Source organism: Microbispora sp. CA-135349 (assembly GCF_050947365.1).
Classification (GTDB): Bacteria; Actinomycetota; Actinomycetes; order Streptosporangiales; family Streptosporangiaceae; genus Microbispora.
The window spans coordinates 2,481,835-2,498,523 of record NZ_CP192001.1 but is presented as its reverse complement, the minus strand read 5'-3'; the positions used below and the strand labels follow the sequence as shown (position 1 = coordinate 2,498,523).

Here is a 16,689-nt window from a genome sequence, read left to right as displayed (position 1 = left end):
GAACCGGGATGCGGAGAGACCACGGAGACGGGAGCGGACGAATGCGGCCGAGCGCGAACGGGGCCGAACGGGTACGTCGGAACCGACCGCACGGAACGGAAACGGGCCTGCGGGGGCCAGGCGCCCGCCCTGGGATCGGGACAGGGCACCCGGGTCCGGGTCGATCCGGACTGCGAGCGCGGGCCACGCCTGGCCTTCTGCCGGGCGTGTCCTATCGAGCCGTGTCTTATGGGGCCCATCGAGCCGTGTCTTATCAGGCTGCGGGGCCCATGTCTTATGGAGCCTGCGGGGACGGCCAGGCGAGATCGCGGAGACGCCGTCCGCCGAGACGGCGGGGCGCCGAGACGCCGCCCTAGGCGGCGACCATGTCCTTGACCTCGGGGAAACCCTCGAACTCCGGCCCCGCGGGGACGGTCTCGGGGATGGGCAGACGCTCGTGCTCGGGCACCTCGGCCAGCACGGGAGCGGCCTGCAGCTCGGCCAGCGCGAACTGATCGGACACCTCGCGCAGCACCTGGGACAGCGGGACCCCGAGCGCGCCGCAGATCGAGGCGAGCAGTTCGGAGGAGGCTTCCTTCTGACCGCGCTCGACCTCGGACAGATAGCCGAGTGAGACACGCGCCAGGGTGGAGACCTCGCGGAGGGTGCGATTCTGCCGCACCCTCAGCCGCCGCAGCACGTCACCGAGCAGCTGACGCAGCAGGATCATCTGTCGCTCCCTCCCCAGGGGGGACGCCTTCACGACGCCTCGCGCGGTGGGCTCATGTCGCCCGTTCTTCATCTGCCCTTCGTACATACGCCTCGCCGTCATCATCGGTTCGCTCGGCCCCTTCGCCGGGCGTGTGCCTGTCTTGCTCCTCGCCGATGGCTCACGGACCTCACTCACAGCTCCACCGTACCTGTAGACAGCGACACCGCGGCAGACCGAGGCGAGCATGTTCGCTGGTGACGTAACGCGGTAATCACCCTGTATGTTCCCCCAAATTTGCCTCCAGCACACCTTCCAGCAGGATCAACGCCTCCTGACAGGTGGTGTTTCTGATCGTGTCCCTGTCTCCGGTCAACCACAGGTCGCGGTGCCAGAGACGCTCTCCCGGCCCCGCCAGGGCGATGTGCACCGTGCCGACGGGCTTGCCGTCCTGCGGTTCGGGGCCGGCGACCCCTGTCACCGCCAGGCCGTAGTCGGAGTCCGTGAGCTTGCGCACTCCGGTGGCCATCGCCGCGGCCACGTCCGGATGCACCGCCCCCTCCCTGTCGAGAAGATCGGAGGGAACGTCGAGGAGGCTCGCCTTCAGGTCCGTGGCATAGGCCATCACCCCGCCCCTGAACGCGGCGGAGGCCCCCATCGGACCGGTCATCGCGGCCCCGATCAGGCCACCCGTGAGCGACTCCGCCACGGCGACCGTGGCACCCTGGCGGATCAGCAGGGACAGCACCCGACTCGCCACACCCATCATCCGGCTCGCGCGCTCCTCGCAACCTGCCGCAGCCGCACCGCCCGCACCACGTAGTCGGCTCCGGTCCCCACCGTGACCACCAGGGCGAGGCCCATCGCCCCCCACCTGACCAGATCGGGCACAACCGGCACGATGTAGAGCGCGATGGCCACGATCTGCAACACGGTCTTCACCTTGCCCCCGTAACTGGCCGGGATAACCCCGTGCCGGATCACGAGGAAGCGCAGCAGCGTCACTCCCGCCTCGCGGGCGATGATCACCAGGGTGATCCACCACGGAATCTCGCCGAGGTAGGACAGACTGAGCAGCGCGGCCCCGATCAGCGCCTTGTCCGCGATCGGGTCGGCGATCTTCCCGAAGTCGGTGACCAACGCATACTTCCTGGCGAGCCAGCCGTCGAGCTGGTCGGTGAGGGACGCGAGGAGGAAGACCCCGAGGGCCGCCAGGCGCCAGGCCTGCCCGTCGACGAACAGGAAGACGGTGAAGACGGGGACGATCGCCAGCCGGGCGATGGTCAGGACGTTCGCGATGTTCCAGGTGCTGACCGGGCGCGCCGGGCCCTCCGCGGCCGCTCCCGCGGACGGCGGCTCGGGCGCGGCGGGACCGTCGGTGTGCGACCCGGCGGGGGGCGCCCCCGGCTCCTTCCCCGCGGCCGGCGGCGAGCCCCCGGACGCAGCGGTCCGCAGGCCGTCCGGCGTCGCGTCCGGCTCGTCCCGGACGCCGGGTCCCGGCTGCGTCGCGGGCCCCGGGGCCGTCACCGGCGCGGCGGGCACGGCGGCGACCGGCCGCGCCACGGGGTCCGGTGTCACCTCTCCCGGTCCCGCCACGTCCACCGGCGGCTCACCGCGCTCCGTCATGTGCCTGCCTTGATCCGGGCGATGAGGTCGACCCCCTCGGAGTCGACGGCGACCGCCTGGACGATCTGACCGGGGACCAGGCCGATGCCCTGAACCGTGACCGCGCCGTCCACCTCCGGTCCCTGGTGCGCCGCCCGGCCCTCGTATCCGCCGTCGCCGAGGTCCTCCTCGATCAGGACCTCCAGCTCGGTGCCGATGCGTTCCTCGGCCCGCTGGGCGGTCAGCTCCTCGGCGAGCTCGGTCAGCGCCGCCACCCGCTCGTCGACCACGTCCTGGTCGAGCTTGCCCTCGAAGCCGTACGCCTCGGTGCCCTCCTCGTCGGAGTAGCCGAAGACGCCGATGACATCCAGCCTGGCCTCCTCCAGGAAGCCCACCAGCTCGTCGAACTCCTCCTGCGTCTCCCCCGGGAACCCCACGATGAAGTTGGACCTGATGCCCGCCTCGGGCGCGCGGTCGCGGATCTGCGCGAGCAGGTCGAGGAACCTCTTGGGGTCGCCGAAACGCCGCATCCGCCGCAGCATGGTCCCGCTGGCGTGCTGGAAGGACAGATCGAAGTAGGGCGCGACCCCCTCGGTCGAAGCGATCACGTCGAGCAGCCCGGGCCGCAGCTCGGCGGGCTGCAGGTAGCTGACCCGGACCCGCTCGATGCCCTCGGTCGCGGCCAGCGGGGGCAGCAGCTTCTCCAGCGCCCGCAGATCGCCCAGGTCCTTGCCGTACGACGTGGAGTTCTCGCTGACCAGCACGAGCTCCTTGACGCCCTGGCCGGCCAGCCAGGCGGCCTCGGCGAGCAGGTCCTCCGGCCTGCGCGAGACGTACGAGCCGCGGAAGGCCGGGATCGCGCAGAACGTGCAGCGCCGGTCGCAGCCCGACGCGAGCTTCAGGGAGGCGACCGGGCCGCCGGTGAGCCGCTTGCGCAGCGTACGCGGGCCGCTGGCGGGCGCCACGCCCTCGGGGAGCGCGTCGTCCTGGCCATGACCGGGAATGTGCGCCCGGGCCGCCGAGCGCTCCACCGGCGAGATCGGCAGCAGCGTGCGGCGGTCCCGCGGCGAGTGCGGCACCAGCGGCCTGCCCGCGAGCACGTCGTCGAGACGCTCCCCGATCTCCGCGTAGTCGTCGAAGGAGATCACGGTCGCCTCGGGCAGGGCGTCGGCGAGCTGCGCGCCGTATCGCTCGGCCATGCAGCCCGCCGCGACCACCTTCGCGCCCGAGTCGGCCGCGGCGAGCAGGGTGTCGATCGAATCCTTCTTCGCCGAATCGATGAAGCCACACGTGTTGACGACGACGACGTCGGGATCGTCGTCGCCGGTGTGCCAGCCGGCGGCCTCCAGGCGGGCGGCCAGCTCTTCGGAGTCGACCTCGTTGCGGGCACAGCCCAGCGTGATCAGCGATACGGTTCGGCGAGAAGACATGATGCGAACTACGGTATCGGCAGTCGGCCGTTAACGGGGACCCGGGCCGCCCGCCTCGAAGGTCCGCCGGATCATCTGGCCGTCCCGGCCCGGTGTGCCGAGGTCCCTTCCGTTGACCTCCAGCCGGACCGCGCCCGCGTCGCCGATGGTCATCCGCACCTTGCCCTTGGCCGAATAAGTCGTGGTCCTCCCCTCGGGCAGCGTCCCCTGGAAGATCTCCTTGCCCTTGGCGTCCTTCACGTTGATGTAGGCCGGCTTGCGCGCGGTGACCTTCACGACCACGAGGTCGGGCGCGACGGCCTCCTCAAGGGTCTTCTCGTGGCCCTTCTCCTGGCGCGCGTGCGCGTGCGGCGCGGTCACCGGAAGCCGGGCGGCCGTCGGGCCGGCCTTCTCGCCGGAGCCCCCGAGCATCCGCGCGACGACGACGATCGCGACGATGGCCAGGGCGACCGCGACGGCCTTCGTCCAGCCCGGGGCCCTGCGGGCCCGCTCGCCCACGTCGCCCCTGAACACGGCCGACGCCCTGACCGGTGACGCGCCGTCGCCGTTCTCCTGCCCGTACTGCCGCAGGATCTCGTCCGGGTCCAGGCCGAGGTCGGAGGCGATGGTCCGGATGTGCCCGCGCGCGTAGAAATCGCCCACCGAGAAGTCGTCGCGCTCGAAGCGTTCGATGACGGTCTCGCGGATCCGCGTGCGTTCGCTGAGCTGACGCACGGTCAGCCCGGCGCGCTCACGGGCTTCGGCCAAAGCAGCACCAACGCTCATCGTTCCGCCCCCTGTCTTCAACCGCACCGTCTTCCAGCTCGCCCCACGATGCGTAGTTAGTCACATTCAATCAGTAACTGACTACGGAGGGTACCCATCAGTGGACTTCGAGCAACTACCCTGTCACTTCCGCAGCGGTTTCAGGACGAGACGAGGGGGACGCCGCCTCAGCCGCGGCATGCGCCTCGTGAACGACGATCTCGTCGACGCCCACACCGGAGAGCGGGTCGACGGGCCCGGCTACGTCTTCGCGGCCGGGCCCACGGCGGGGCCGATCACGCGGCAGCGGTACGAAGGCGTGGCGCACCGGCCCGCACCCGCGTCGGCCGGCGCCTCCCCCTCGGCTGTGCCGTAAGCGGCTCTCAGCCGGTCTCCCCGCGCAGCTCGGCGAGCAGGCCGGGCAGGTCGTCGGGCTTGACCAGCACCTCCCGGGCCTTGGAGCCCTCGCTCGGGCCGACCACGTTGCGGCTCTCCAGCAGGTCCATCAGACGCCCGGCCTTGGCGAAGCCGACCCGCAGCTTGCGCTGGAGCATGGACGTGGAGCCGAACTGCGTCGACACGATCAGCTCGGCGGCCTGGATCAGCAGATCGAGGTCGTCGCCGATCTCCTCGTCGACCTCCCGCTTCGCGGCGGCGGGCGCGGCGACGTCCTCCCGATACTCGGCCTGCATCTGGGTCTTGCAGTGGGCGACGACCTCCGCGATCTCCTTCTCGGAGATGAACGCGTTCTGCAACCGCATCGGCTTGCTCGCGCCCATCGGCAGGAACAGCGCGTCGCCCTGCCCGACCAGCTTCTCGGCCCCCGGCTGGTCGAGGATGACCCGCGAGTCGGCGAGCGAGGAGGTCGCGAACGCCAGCCGCGAGGGCACGTTCGCCTTGATCAGGCCGGTGACGACGTCCACGGACGGCCGCTGGGTGGCGATGACCAGGTGGATGCCGGCGGCCCGGGCGAGCTGGGTGATGCGGACGATCGAGTCCTCGACGTCGCGCGGCGCCACCATCATCAGGTCGGCCAGCTCGTCCACGATCACCAGCAGGTACGGGTACGGCTGGTAGACGCGCTCGCTGCCCGGCGGCGGCACCAGCTTGCCCGCGCGCACGGCCTTGTTGAAGTCGTCCACGTGCCGGAAGCCGCTGGCCGCGAGGTCGTCGTATCGCCGGTCCATCTCGCCCACCACCCATTCGAGGGCCTCCGCGGCCTTCTTCGGGTTGGTGATGATGGGCGTGATGAGGTGCGGGATGCCCTCGTACGAGCTGAGCTCGACCCGCTTGGGGTCGACCAGCACCATGCGGACCTCGTCGGGCGTGGCCCGCAGGAGGATCGAGGAGATCAGCCCGTTGATGCAGGTCGACTTGCCCGCGCCGGTGGCGCCCGCGATGAGGATGTGCGGCATCTTGGCCAGGTTGGCCACGATGGTGCGGCCCTCGACGTCCTTGCCGAGCCCGACGATCATCGGGTGGTGATCGGCCTGGGCCACCTGCGAGCGCAGCACGTCGCCGAGCGACACGAGGTCCTTGTCGACGTTCGGGATCTCCACGCCGATCGCCGACTTGCCGGGGATGGGAGACAGGATCCGCACGTCGGCCGACTTCACGGCGTACGCGATGTTCTTGGTGAGCGCGGTGACCTTCTCGACCTTGACGGCCGGGCCCAGCTCGATCTCGTACCTGGTCACCGTCGGACCCCGGGTGAACCCGATGACCTGCGCGTCGATGGAGAACTGCTCCAGCACGCTGGTCAGCGCGTTCACGACCGTCCGGTTGGCCTTGGTCTCCTGCTTGGGCGCGCTGCCCGGCCGCAGCAGCGTGAGGTCCGGCAGCGTGTACGGCCCCTCCTGGCTGGACAGGACGAGCTGCTCCACCTTGCGCGGCGCGGGGGTCGGCAGCGGAGGCTGCGGGACCGGCCTCGGGATCTCCGGCTCGGTCGGCTCGGACGGCTCCGCGACCTCCTCCGTCAGGCCCGGGACGATCTCCGGCGAGTGCTCCTTCTCCGACAGCACGGGCGTGTCGTACGGCTTGACGTTGTCGCCACCCTCGGCGGCGTCGCGCCCGCCACCCTGCTGCTTGCCGGTGCGCTTCTTCTTGGCCGGCGCCGAGGCCTTGCGGGGCTCCCCGGCCTCCTCCGGCCGCTGGAAGAGCATGTGCTGGATCTCGGCGAGGCGCTCGGGGATGCGGTGGACCGGGGTCGCGGTGATCACCAGCAGGCCGAAGCCGGACAGCATCACCAGCAGCGGGATCGTGATGAACGCCGGCAGGATGCTCGACGGCGGAGCCGAGACGATGAAGCCGACCATGCCGCCCGCCGCCGACACGTTGTCCATGCCGTCGTTCGGCCCGCCCGAGGGATACGGCGTGCCGTGCGCGACGTGCACGATCCCGAGGATCCCGGCCAGCAGCGCGGTCCAGCCGATGCCCATCCTGCCGGTCTCGGTGTTCTGGTCGGGGTGGCGCAGCAGCCGCCAGGCGAGCAGTGCGAGCAGCACGGGCACCGCCCAGGCGAGCGATCCCACCGTCCCGCGTACCACGGCGTCGACGAACGCGGCGAAGCCCGTCTTGGTGTCGCGCCAGGTCAGGGCGGCGATCACGATGGCGCCCGCGAGGACCGACAGCCCCTGCCCGTCGCGGCGGTGCACGGGATCGAGGTCGCGGGCTCCCTGCCCGAGGGCCCGCGCCGCCATGCCCACGCTGTTCGCCACCAGCATCCACATGCCGACGACGAGCTTGCCGATCACCATGAAGGTCCAGCTGATCGGGTCCTGGCCGGTCGCGACCGGCCGCTTGGGCGCGGGCCTGGGCGCCGCCCTGCCCCGGGAACCCGCAGGGGAACGCTTCGAGGAAGCCGTACGGGATCCGGAGCGCGACGCGGGGCGCTTGCCGGACCCCTGTCCGGACGTACGGGTGGCCATGATGCCGAAGTTACCCCGGATGCACGCGATTACCGGGGCGGCGCGCCGAACGGGCAGGAGGGGCGGTGAACCGAGTCACGCGCGGGAGCATCACCGGGACAACCGCTGCCGAAGGCGCTCGGCGTCCTGGTACCGCCTCTGGGTCCGGTAACCCTGATAGGCCGCGTTCCACGCGGTGACGGCTTCCCGCCGCTCTCCGAGGGCTGCGTGGACGTCACCCAGGTGCTCCAGGATGCCGGCCTCGTCGAGAGCGTTGCGGTTCATTCGGATGATCGCGAGAGCCTGGGTGTAGCACTCCAGCGCTTGACCGTGCTCGCCGGTCCGATGGGCGATGTACCCCAGGCTGTCGAGCGTGTTGGCCATCCCGTCATGGTGCTCGTGAAGGCGGAAGATCCTCAGGGCGGCCTCGCAGTGGGCGCGCGCCTCGTCGAACCGTCCGTCGTGGGCCGCGTACCATCCCACGTCGTTGAGCGCGTCGGCTGACGTCAGCGGGTCGTCGAGCATCTCGTAGTGACGTAAAGCGTGCTTGGCGTGCTCCAGGGCCTTGCGGTGCCGCTCCTGCCCGGCCCAGAGCACCGCGAGGCCCTGGTGGATGTAGGCCTGGGCGTTCAGGTCGCCGGCGACCCCGGCGAGGGTGAGCGCCTGGTTGAAGTGCTCAAGGGCGTCGTCCGGACGATTCATGCGGCTGCACGCGTGCCCGAGAACGCGATGGGCCGTCATCTGGGCCGTGATGTCACCGAGTCGGCGAGCCGCCTCAAGGCCCGCCGTCCAGACGACGAACTGCTCGTGCAGACCGCCGCGCCCGGTCCGGCGGATTCGTCCACCGCCGCGGTGAGCCGCGCGAGCTCCGCCGCACGGCCCGTGAAACGTGGGGGGCGCGGCGGCAGCTGGCGTGGGACCTGAAGCTCAGGGCCGGCGTCCGGCCGGGGAACGGGAGGCGGTGCGGTCACCTCGGCCGCGCCGGCGAGAATCTGCCGGTGCAGCGCCTGCAACGACGCACCCGGGTCGGTGCCGAGCTCCTCGACCAGCTGCCGCCGGATTCGCCGGTATCGCTGGAGGGCGTCCGCCTGCCGTCCGCTCCGGTAGAGCGCGAGCATCAACTGGCCGGCCAGGCGTTCGTCGAGGGGATGGCGCGCCGTACGCACCGTCAGGGTCTCCACCAGCTCGGCATGCCGGCCCGCGCGCAGCCGGAGCTCGAAGAGATCCGCTTCCGCGGTCTGCCGCTGATGCTGCAGTCGTTCCCGCTGCGCGTTCAGCCATGGCGTGTCGAAACCGGCGAAGGCGTCACCCCGCCACAAGCTGAGCGCTTTTCCAGCAGCCTCTGAGCAGCGACGTCATCTTTTCCCCGAGCTTCGTTCACCCATAGCCGGAAGCGGTGGGCATCGACCGTCAGCGGATCGATGTACAGCGTCTCACGACCGCGTACGGGCGGTCTTCCTGCCCGCACATGGTCCAGCAACTCGTCCACGGGTACGCATCTCCCGGCCTCGGCCAGAAGCGTCGCGAGCACACAGCGCTGACGCGCGTGCCCGATTTCGACATGCCGTCCGTCGAAAAGAACTTCAAAGTCCCCGAGAAGCCGAAACTCCATCGACACGATCCGCCCTCATCAGATGATCTTCATGTCTAACCGACCTGACGTGCGGATTCAAGGGGTCGCGCAAGAACGGCGCTTGCCGCCATCAGCGACTTGATCATACTTACAGTGAACGCCCGGCATCCTGAATCACCGAGCCGTGACTCACGGCCTTATCCACTGCCGAGGACGGCGACGCATCCGCCGGCCAGGAGTGAATCGGCAGGTGTTACATCCCGCGACGCACTCGCCGAAGTAGTTCCTCATCTCACTTGCCATAAAACAGTTCGGAGTGTGATGGCGCATGCGCCGAAATCCATCATGGCGTCGTACGGCTGGAATGCTTTTCGCGGTCGCCGGAATGGCGCCCGGCCTGCTGGTCCTGCAGGGGAGGCCCGCGGCCGCCGTCACGGCGGCGGAGCGGGAGGCCTGGGCCTTGCCGGCGACTCCCCGGCAGATGGCCGGTTCTGCCGCCGGACTGCCGTCGCTGCTGCCCGCCACGCGGATCTCCGCGGTGGCCGATGCCTCCGACAGGTGGCGTTCCAAGGCGCGGCGCCCCCACGGCGCGGTGCCGCAGGAGGACCGGACCGCGCGGGCGGAGGCCCGGTCAGATGCGTCGAAGCCGTTGCTCGCGAAGGTGTTGCCGGCCGCGGGAGCCGATGCCGCCGCCCTGTCGGCCGGGCCGAGCCTTGTGGATGTCTATCCCAAGCAGGGATATCTGGTCGATTCGCTGACGCCGTCGCTGCGCGCGTGGGGTAGAAGCGGCAACTCCGCCATGTCGTACTCGTTCAAAATCTGCGACGTCGAGTCGATGTCCGGCTCCGGCTGTACGACGTCGGGCTATGTGGCAGGCAACAAGAACACGTGGACGGTCCCGTCCGGGAAGCTGACCTGGGGCAAGCAGTACTGGTGGACGGTCACCGTCCGCGACTCCAGCAGCTCCTCGACCACCACCTCCCCGGTGACGACCTTCACCACCGGCGTGCGACAGCCCGCGGTCACCTCGCACCTGTCCAACCCCGGGATCGCGGGGCAGGAGTTCAACCAGCAGAACGGCAACTACACCAGCACCTTCGTCGACCTCGAGGTGAAGACGGCGGGGCCGCCGCTGTCGGTGGTGCGCACCTACAACAGCATGGACCCCCGCGGCGACGGGATGTTCGGCGCGGGCTGGTCGACGCGCTGGGACATGCGCATCACCGAGGAGAACCCCCAGCAGCAGATCGTGGGCTATCCGCCGCTGCCCAAGTCGGTGAAGGTGACGTACCCGGACGGCCGGCAGGTGCGCTTCGCCGCCTCCTCCCCCGCCGATCCGTTCGGCTTCCAGGCCCCGCCGGGGATGTACGCCACGCTGCAGCACCTGTTCGAGCCCATCCCGTGCAGTCCGGAACTGGGCTGCCAGGGCGGTGTGCGCCACGTCGGCTGGCGCCTGATGGACAAAGAAGCGGTGTCGTACTACTTCGACCGGCAGAACCGGCTGTCCAAGGTCGTCGATCAGAGGGGACGCGGCCAGGAGCTGACCTACGGCGACGACGGCAGGCTCGCGAAGATCACAGGCCTCGGCGGCCGGTCGATGACCTTCACCTGGACCGGAGACCATGTCGGGTCGGTCACCGGCGGCCCGGTCGACGGCAAGCCGCTGACCTGGACCTATGGCTATGACGGGGACCGGTTGACACAGGTGTGCGCTCCGGTCGCGGCACCGAACTGCACCGCGTACGAGTACGGCAACGGATCGCTGTACCGCAGCAGTGTGCTCGACTCCGATCCGTTCGGCTACTGGCGGCTCGGCGAGGCCGCCGGCGCCACCGGTGGCGAGGACCTGGGCACCGGCGCGGGGACCCTGAGCTATCAGGGCATCACTCTCGGCCAGGCGGGCGCGCTCGCCGGCACCGGCGACACCGCGGCCACGTTCAAAGCCGGCTCGGTGGTGAAGCTACCCTCGGACACCGTCCCGCACCTGGGCGACCAGGTGTCGGTGGAGGCGTGGTTCAAGACCACCCAGTCAGGTGTGATCATGGCGGCCGGCGCCACCCAGAACAGCAGCGGCCTGGCCCAGGGAGCGATGCTGTACGTGGGCACCGACGGCAGGCTGCGCGGCGCCTTCGACGCGGTCACGACCCCGATCACCTCAGCGAACGCGGTGAACGACGGGCAGTGGCATCACGTGGCGCTGACCGTGGCCGGGCAGGATCAGACGCTGTATCTCGACGGCCTGAAGGCCGGCGCCATGACCGGTACGGTGACCGGCTGGCGCACGTACGCCACTCTCGGCAACGGCGTCACCGACCCGGCCAGATCGCCCTCCGTTCCCGCCTCGGTGCAGGCCTTCCCGTTCCAGGGCCAGCTGGACGAGGTCGCGCTGTACGGCAAGCCGCTCACCGCGGCCGAGGTGTCCGCGCACTACGCGGCCCGCGTCGGGGCCCCGCACGAGCTCACCAAGACCACGTTGCCGTCCGGGCGGGTCTGGACGGTCAACACCTACGACGGCAGGACCGACCGGATCGCCACCCACACCGACGCCGACGGCGGCACCTGGAAGATCGGCGACATCGCCACCGAGCAGCAGTCCGGCGAGGCTCAGGTGACCGTGATCGACCCGGACGGCACCACCCTCGACTACCTCTACGACGCCTGGCGCGGCTACCGGATCCGGGGCGAACCCGACGCGCTCCAGCAGACCACCTGGTACGAGTACGACCAGGCGGGCTTCCTGACCAAGGTGATCGACCGCAACGACATCGCGAACGAGATCTACCAGGACAAGCGCGGCAACACCCTGGGCCGCCAGTACTGCCGGGCGCCCGGCGAGTGCGCGATCGAGTTCTGGTCGTACCACCTCAACCCCGATGATCCGTTCGACCCGCGCAACGACAAGGTGACGGCCTACCGCGACGGCCGTTCGGCGAGCGACACGGACGACACCTATGCCGTCACCGTCACCTACAACAGCTACGGCGAGGTGACCAGGCAGACCACCCCGGCCACCGCGGACTTCCCGCGAGGGCGCGCGGTGAGCACGGTCTACACCGACGGCACCGAACCGGCGGCCGGCGGCGGCACCACCCCGGCGGGCCTGGTGAAGACCAAGACCGACGCCCGCGGCAGCGAATACGGCTACCGCTACACCAGTTCAGGCGATCTGGCCGAGCAGACCGACCCTGAGGGCCTGGTCACCAAGCTGGACTACGACCCACTCGGCCGTCTGGTCGCCAGCACCCGCGTCTCCGACGCGTTCCCCGGCGGCGCCAAGACCACCTACACCTACGACGGGCGCGGCCGCCTGCTGACCAGCACCGCGCCGGGTGCGCGGAACGAGATCACCAACGTCACGCACACCGCGCAGACACGCGTCACCTACGATCCCGACGGCAACCGGCTCACCCAGACCATCGCCGATCTGACCGGCGGCGAACCGGAGCGCACCACCACCTACACCTACGACGAGCACGGCCGGCAGAACTCCGTCACCGACCCCGAGGGCGGTGTCACCCGGCAGGAATGGAACAGCCGGGGCTGGATGATCCGGACCACGGACGCGCGCGGCACGGTCGTCGAGCAGAGCTACACCAAGCGCGGCGAACCGTACAGGCGGACGTTGAAAGGCTGGACGGGCAGTCCGGTCAACCCCCAGCCGGCCGCGGACGTGGTGCTGGAGACGCGCGGCTACGACCCGGGCGGGCGGCTGACGAGCACCGTGGACGCGATGGGCCGCAAGACCACCGACGAGTACTGGATGGACAACCGGCTCAAGCGGCAGATCGCCGACGACGCCAAGGTGAACGGCTCCTCGACCCCGCGCGACGTCGTCCTCACCGCCGAGGAGTACGACCCGGCCGGCAACCTGACCAAGCAGACGACCGGCGGCGGCCTGACCACCACCACCTACGACTACGACGCGGCCGGCCGGCTCACCGCCCAGGTTCTGGACCCGGCCAAGCTGGCACGCCGTACGGCGATCGCCTACGACGCCAACGACAACGTCACCAGGACCACGCTGACGGCCGCCGGCACCGGCCGCACCGAGACCACCGGCTACGCGTACGACAAGCTCAACCGGCCGACCAGGCAGACCGTCGAGAACGGCGCCCAGGACCTGATCTTCACCATCGGCTACGACGACCGCGGCCTCGCCGTCGCCACCACTGACGCACGCGGCAACGCCGACGGGGCCGACGCCGCCCGCTACACCACCACCATGCGCTACGACGCGCTCGACCGTCTGGTCGAGAAGATCGCGCCCAAGGTCGAGATCGACAAGGCGGGCGGCACGAACGATGGCAGTCCCACGATCAGGAACGGCTACGACACGGTGGGCAACCACACCCACCAGACCGACGCCGAAGGCCGCACCGTCGTCTCGACCTTCGACAAGGCGGGCAGGCTGACCGGCACCACCGCGCCGCGGTACTCCCCGCCCGGAGGCGGCGCGATCACCCCTGTCGTCCGCCACGGCTACGACGCGGCCGGGCGGCGCACCAGCACCACCGACCCGCGCGGCAACGTCACCCGCTACGACTACGACCAGCTCGGCCGGCAGGTCCGCGTCACCGACCCCGCCCCGGACGGCCAGAACCCGGGCACCTGGGTGACCGAGTACGACCTGGCCGGCGAGAAACTGGCCGAAGTGGACCCGACCGGCGCCCGCACCCAGGCCACGTACGACGACCTGGGCCGCCAGATCACCGCCACCCAGGTCGAGCGCAAGCCGGCCAGCTCCGCCTCCACCACCACCATGCAGTACGACGACGCCGGTCGGCTGATCAAGCAGACCGCTCCGGGCGACAAGGTCACGAGCCACACGGTCAACGCCGCCGGCGAGGTCGTCTCCACCACCGACCCGGCCGCCGGCAAGACCACCATGGACTACGACCTGGCCGGTCGCCTGGTCAAGACGACCGATCCGAACCTCAACGCCAGCGTCTCCGACTACGACCTGGCCGGTCGCAAGACCGCGCTCAAGAACCTGAACGCCTCCGGCACGGTGCTGCGCACCTTCGGCTACGGCTATGACCTCGCGGGCAACCCGACCAGCTCCACCTCCCCCGAAGGCCGTGTCACCACGCGGACCTTCGACGCCCTCAACCGTCTCACCTCCCTCGTCGAGCCGGTCTCGGCGAGTGAGTCGATCACCACGAGCTTCGGCTACGACGCCAACGGCGCCCGCACCCGGCTCACCGACGGCCGCGGCAACGCGACCTGGACCGGCTACAACAGCCTGGGCCTGGTCGAGACGGTGACCGAGCCGGCCACGGCCGCCCACCCGAACGCGGCCGACCGCACCTGGACCCACATCTATGACGCGGCGGGCAACCAGGTGGCCACCGTCCAGCCCGGCGAGGTGCGCATCGACCGCATCTTCGACCACCTGAACCGCCTCACCAAGGAGACCGGCTCAGGCGGCGGCGCCGTCACCGCGGAGCGCACCTTCGGCTACGACCCGGCCGGCCGTCGCAGCACCGCAGGCGATCTGACGGTGGACTACAACGACCGCGGTCTGCCGCTGAAGATCTCCCGCGGCGCCGCGCAGGAGACCGCCTATGCCTACGACGCGCTCGGCAACCCCACCCAACGCGTCGACGCCGCCGGCACCGCCGCCTTCACCTGGGACAACGCCAACCGCCTGCGGACCGCCACTGATCCGGTCACCGGCCGCGCCCTCACCTACGACTACGACCCGGGCAGCCGGTTGAAGACCATCACCGCGACCGGCGGCCAGGCCGGCACCCAGAGCTTCGACTACGACGCCATGAACCGGCCGACGGGCCAGACGCTGAAGAACGGCTCGGGCACCCAGCTCGCCAAGCTCACATACGGCTGGGACAAGGACGACAACCTCACCACCAAGACCACCGCGGGCACCGCCGGTGCGGGCACCAACACCTACACCTACGACTACGCCGGCCGCCTCACGTCCTGGACCGCCCCCGGCGGCGCCACCACCGCGTACGAGTGGGACGCCGCGGGCAACCGCACCAGGGCCGGCGCCTCCACCTTCACCTACGACGAACGCAACCGCCTGACCTCCGGCGACGGCACCGACTACAGCTACACCCCGCGCGGCACCCTGGCCGGCCGGACCAAGAACGGCGCCACCACCACCCTGACCTTCGACGCCTTCAACCGCCTCATCACCGACGGCGACAGCCTCTACTCCTACGACACTTTGGACCGGGTCACCTCCCGCATCCGCGGCACCACCAACCAGACCTACGCCTACTCAGGGCTCGGCAACGACCTGGCCGCCATCGCCGACAGCGGCGGCGCCGTCCAGGCCCGCTACGTCCGCGACCCCGCCGGCAACCTGCTCGGCCTGCAAGAAGGCACCCGCGCGGCAGCCGCAGCACTGAACGACCTGCACGGTGACCTGGTGGCCACCTACACCGGCACCCTGCAGACCTCCACCGCCTACGACCCCTTCGGCGCGGTCACCGCCCAGACCGGAACCAGGGTCCAGCTCGGCTACCAGGGTGAATACACGGACCCGGACACCGGCCTCGTCAACATGCACGCCCGCTGGTACCAGCCAGGCACCGGCACCTTCACCAGCCGCGACAACACGACCCTCCCCCCGAGCCCGTCGGTCCAGGCCAACCGCTACACCTATGCCAACGCCACCCCCCTGACGGGCGCCGACCCCACCGGCCACATGACGGTCTACATCCCGGACAGCAGCGGCAACTACGTCCCCACCAACAACGGGGGAGACTGCCGGACCGACATCAACACGAGCACCGCCTACTGCACGCCGACCATCGCCGACTCCGATCCGGAGTGGTACGCGAACTTCATGTGGGAGGCCAACAAGTGGCAGCTCCTCGGGGACGACGAGATCAAGAGGCTCGGCTACACGGTCATGCCCAACGGCAGGCCCGTGGAGAAGGTCGTGCCGTTCTGGGACATGAGCAGCCAGGCGCAGGACTACTACATGAAGTACTACCGGCCGGACCTCAGCAGTGATGAGCACCGGATGCTCGCGGCCATGGCGATAGCCGAGACGAGCGACATCCACGGGATGAACATGCTTCTGGCGGGGCTGCCCAGCGGTGGGAAGGGCGCGTCGAGCAAGAAAATCATCGCCGTGCTCAAGCAGCAGGGTAAATTCATCGGGGCTCTGGAAAAGTGTCATGATCACCTGGCCGAGGCCCGATGCAAGAATCTGGTCCAGAAGCAATGGGAGGTATGGCGCTCCGCGCTCTGTAATCCCCTGCGGGCCGGCTGTAAGCTGCGGCCTGAGGTCCGCGCGGTCGCCTTCCTCGCGAAACTGCCGGTGGCACTGTACGAGTTCCTCGGCAGCACCGATCCGACGATCTCGAACGCGGAGTTCAACAAGCGGCTTCTCGCGTGGGCGAAGAAGGAGACGGCGAAGGCCGGCGGCTCGTGTGACCAGGACAAGAAGACCGGGCTCACGGTGTGCAGTGGCCTCGAATCAGGGTGGCATTTCGGCCGGGCAGGCACGACCATCGCCGCGGTGACGCTGACCCATTCCCCCCTGTCGAAACAGACTCCCGAGTTCATGGCGCACGAGAACCAGCACCGGATCCAGTGGAACTGGTATGTCGGCCAGACCGGTTTCTGGCCCACATTCCTCGTCTACTACCTCTCGGCGGGCGTCAGCGCGTGTACCAATGTCTACGAGCAGGAAGCCGAACTCAAAGGCCAGACCTACGACTGCTGATGGGCCGGTCCATGAATGATTCCGTACGGTGCCGACGACAG

Annotated in this window: 11 protein-coding genes; 2 read left to right on the top strand and 9 right to left on the bottom strand. The window is 69.8% G+C overall.

Annotation, left to right across the window (positions count from 1 at the left end):
* Positions 1–352: 352 nt before the first annotated feature.
* The 5 genes from ACQPZZ_RS11850 to ACQPZZ_RS11830 all read right to left on the bottom strand — a co-directional run bounded on the left by ACQPZZ_RS11850 (position 353) and on the right by ACQPZZ_RS11830 (position 4,488).
* Positions 353–709: a helix-turn-helix domain-containing protein gene (locus tag ACQPZZ_RS11850; RefSeq protein ID WP_139576123.1), complete on the bottom strand. Its 357-nt coding sequence runs from the start codon at positions 707–709 to the stop codon at positions 353–355.
* A gap of 253 nt (positions 710–962) precedes the next feature.
* A complete protein-coding gene (locus ACQPZZ_RS11845; RefSeq protein ID WP_432931546.1) occupies positions 963–1,457 on the bottom strand; it encodes a CinA family protein in 495 nt (164 codons plus the stop codon).
* Positions 1,454–1,987, bottom strand: coding sequence for a CDP-diacylglycerol--glycerol-3-phosphate 3-phosphatidyltransferase (gene pgsA / locus ACQPZZ_RS11840; RefSeq protein ID WP_432934351.1), 534 nt, complete (start codon positions 1,985–1,987; stop codon positions 1,454–1,456). The genes ACQPZZ_RS11845 and pgsA overlap by 4 nt, the downstream gene beginning before the upstream one ends.
* A gap of 323 nt (positions 1,988–2,310) precedes the next feature.
* On the bottom strand, positions 2,311–3,723 hold the full coding sequence (gene rimO, locus ACQPZZ_RS11835; RefSeq protein ID WP_363646409.1) for a 30S ribosomal protein S12 methylthiotransferase RimO: 1,413 nt from the start codon (positions 3,721–3,723) through the stop codon (positions 2,311–2,313).
* A gap of 30 nt (positions 3,724–3,753) precedes the next feature.
* On the bottom strand, positions 3,754–4,488 hold the full coding sequence (locus ACQPZZ_RS11830; protein WP_363646408.1) for a helix-turn-helix domain-containing protein: 735 nt from the start codon (positions 4,486–4,488) through the stop codon (positions 3,754–3,756).
* Between the two features lie 187 nt (positions 4,489–4,675).
* Between ACQPZZ_RS11830 and ACQPZZ_RS11825 the strand changes: the two genes are divergently transcribed.
* Positions 4,676–4,843, top strand: coding sequence for a hypothetical protein (locus ACQPZZ_RS11825; RefSeq protein WP_432931544.1), 168 nt, complete (start codon positions 4,676–4,678; stop codon positions 4,841–4,843).
* A 7-nt stretch (positions 4,844–4,850) separates the two neighbouring features.
* Here ACQPZZ_RS11825 and ACQPZZ_RS11820 read toward each other — a convergent pair whose 3' ends face one another.
* The 4 genes from ACQPZZ_RS11820 to ACQPZZ_RS11805 all read right to left on the bottom strand — a co-directional run bounded on the left by ACQPZZ_RS11820 (position 4,851) and on the right by ACQPZZ_RS11805 (position 8,991).
* Positions 4,851–7,394 (bottom strand): DNA translocase FtsK, encoded by a 2,544-nt coding sequence (locus tag ACQPZZ_RS11820; RefSeq protein ID WP_432931542.1) that lies wholly within the window; start codon positions 7,392–7,394, stop codon positions 4,851–4,853.
* Positions 7,395–7,484: 90 nt separating this feature from the next.
* Positions 7,485–8,114 carry a tetratricopeptide repeat protein gene (locus tag ACQPZZ_RS11815; RefSeq protein ID WP_432931541.1) on the bottom strand — a complete coding sequence of 210 codons (630 nt, stop codon included), beginning with the start codon at positions 8,112–8,114 and terminating at the stop codon, positions 7,485–7,487.
* Positions 8,111–8,692 (bottom strand): AfsR/SARP family transcriptional regulator, encoded by a 582-nt coding sequence (locus ACQPZZ_RS11810; protein ID WP_432931539.1) that lies wholly within the window; start codon positions 8,690–8,692, stop codon positions 8,111–8,113. Before ACQPZZ_RS11810 ends, ACQPZZ_RS11815 begins: the two co-directional genes overlap by 4 nt.
* Entirely contained in the window at positions 8,647–8,991 is a 345-nt protein-coding gene (locus tag ACQPZZ_RS11805) for an AfsR/SARP family transcriptional regulator (protein WP_432931537.1), read from the bottom strand. The genes ACQPZZ_RS11810 and ACQPZZ_RS11805 overlap by 46 nt, the downstream gene beginning before the upstream one ends.
* Positions 8,992–9,310: 319 nt before the next feature.
* Between ACQPZZ_RS11805 and ACQPZZ_RS11800 the strand changes: the two genes are divergently transcribed.
* Positions 9,311–16,648, top strand: coding sequence for a LamG-like jellyroll fold domain-containing protein (locus ACQPZZ_RS11800; protein WP_432931535.1), 7,338 nt, complete (start codon positions 9,311–9,313; stop codon positions 16,646–16,648).
* The last annotated feature ends 41 nt before the right edge of the window (positions 16,649–16,689 follow it).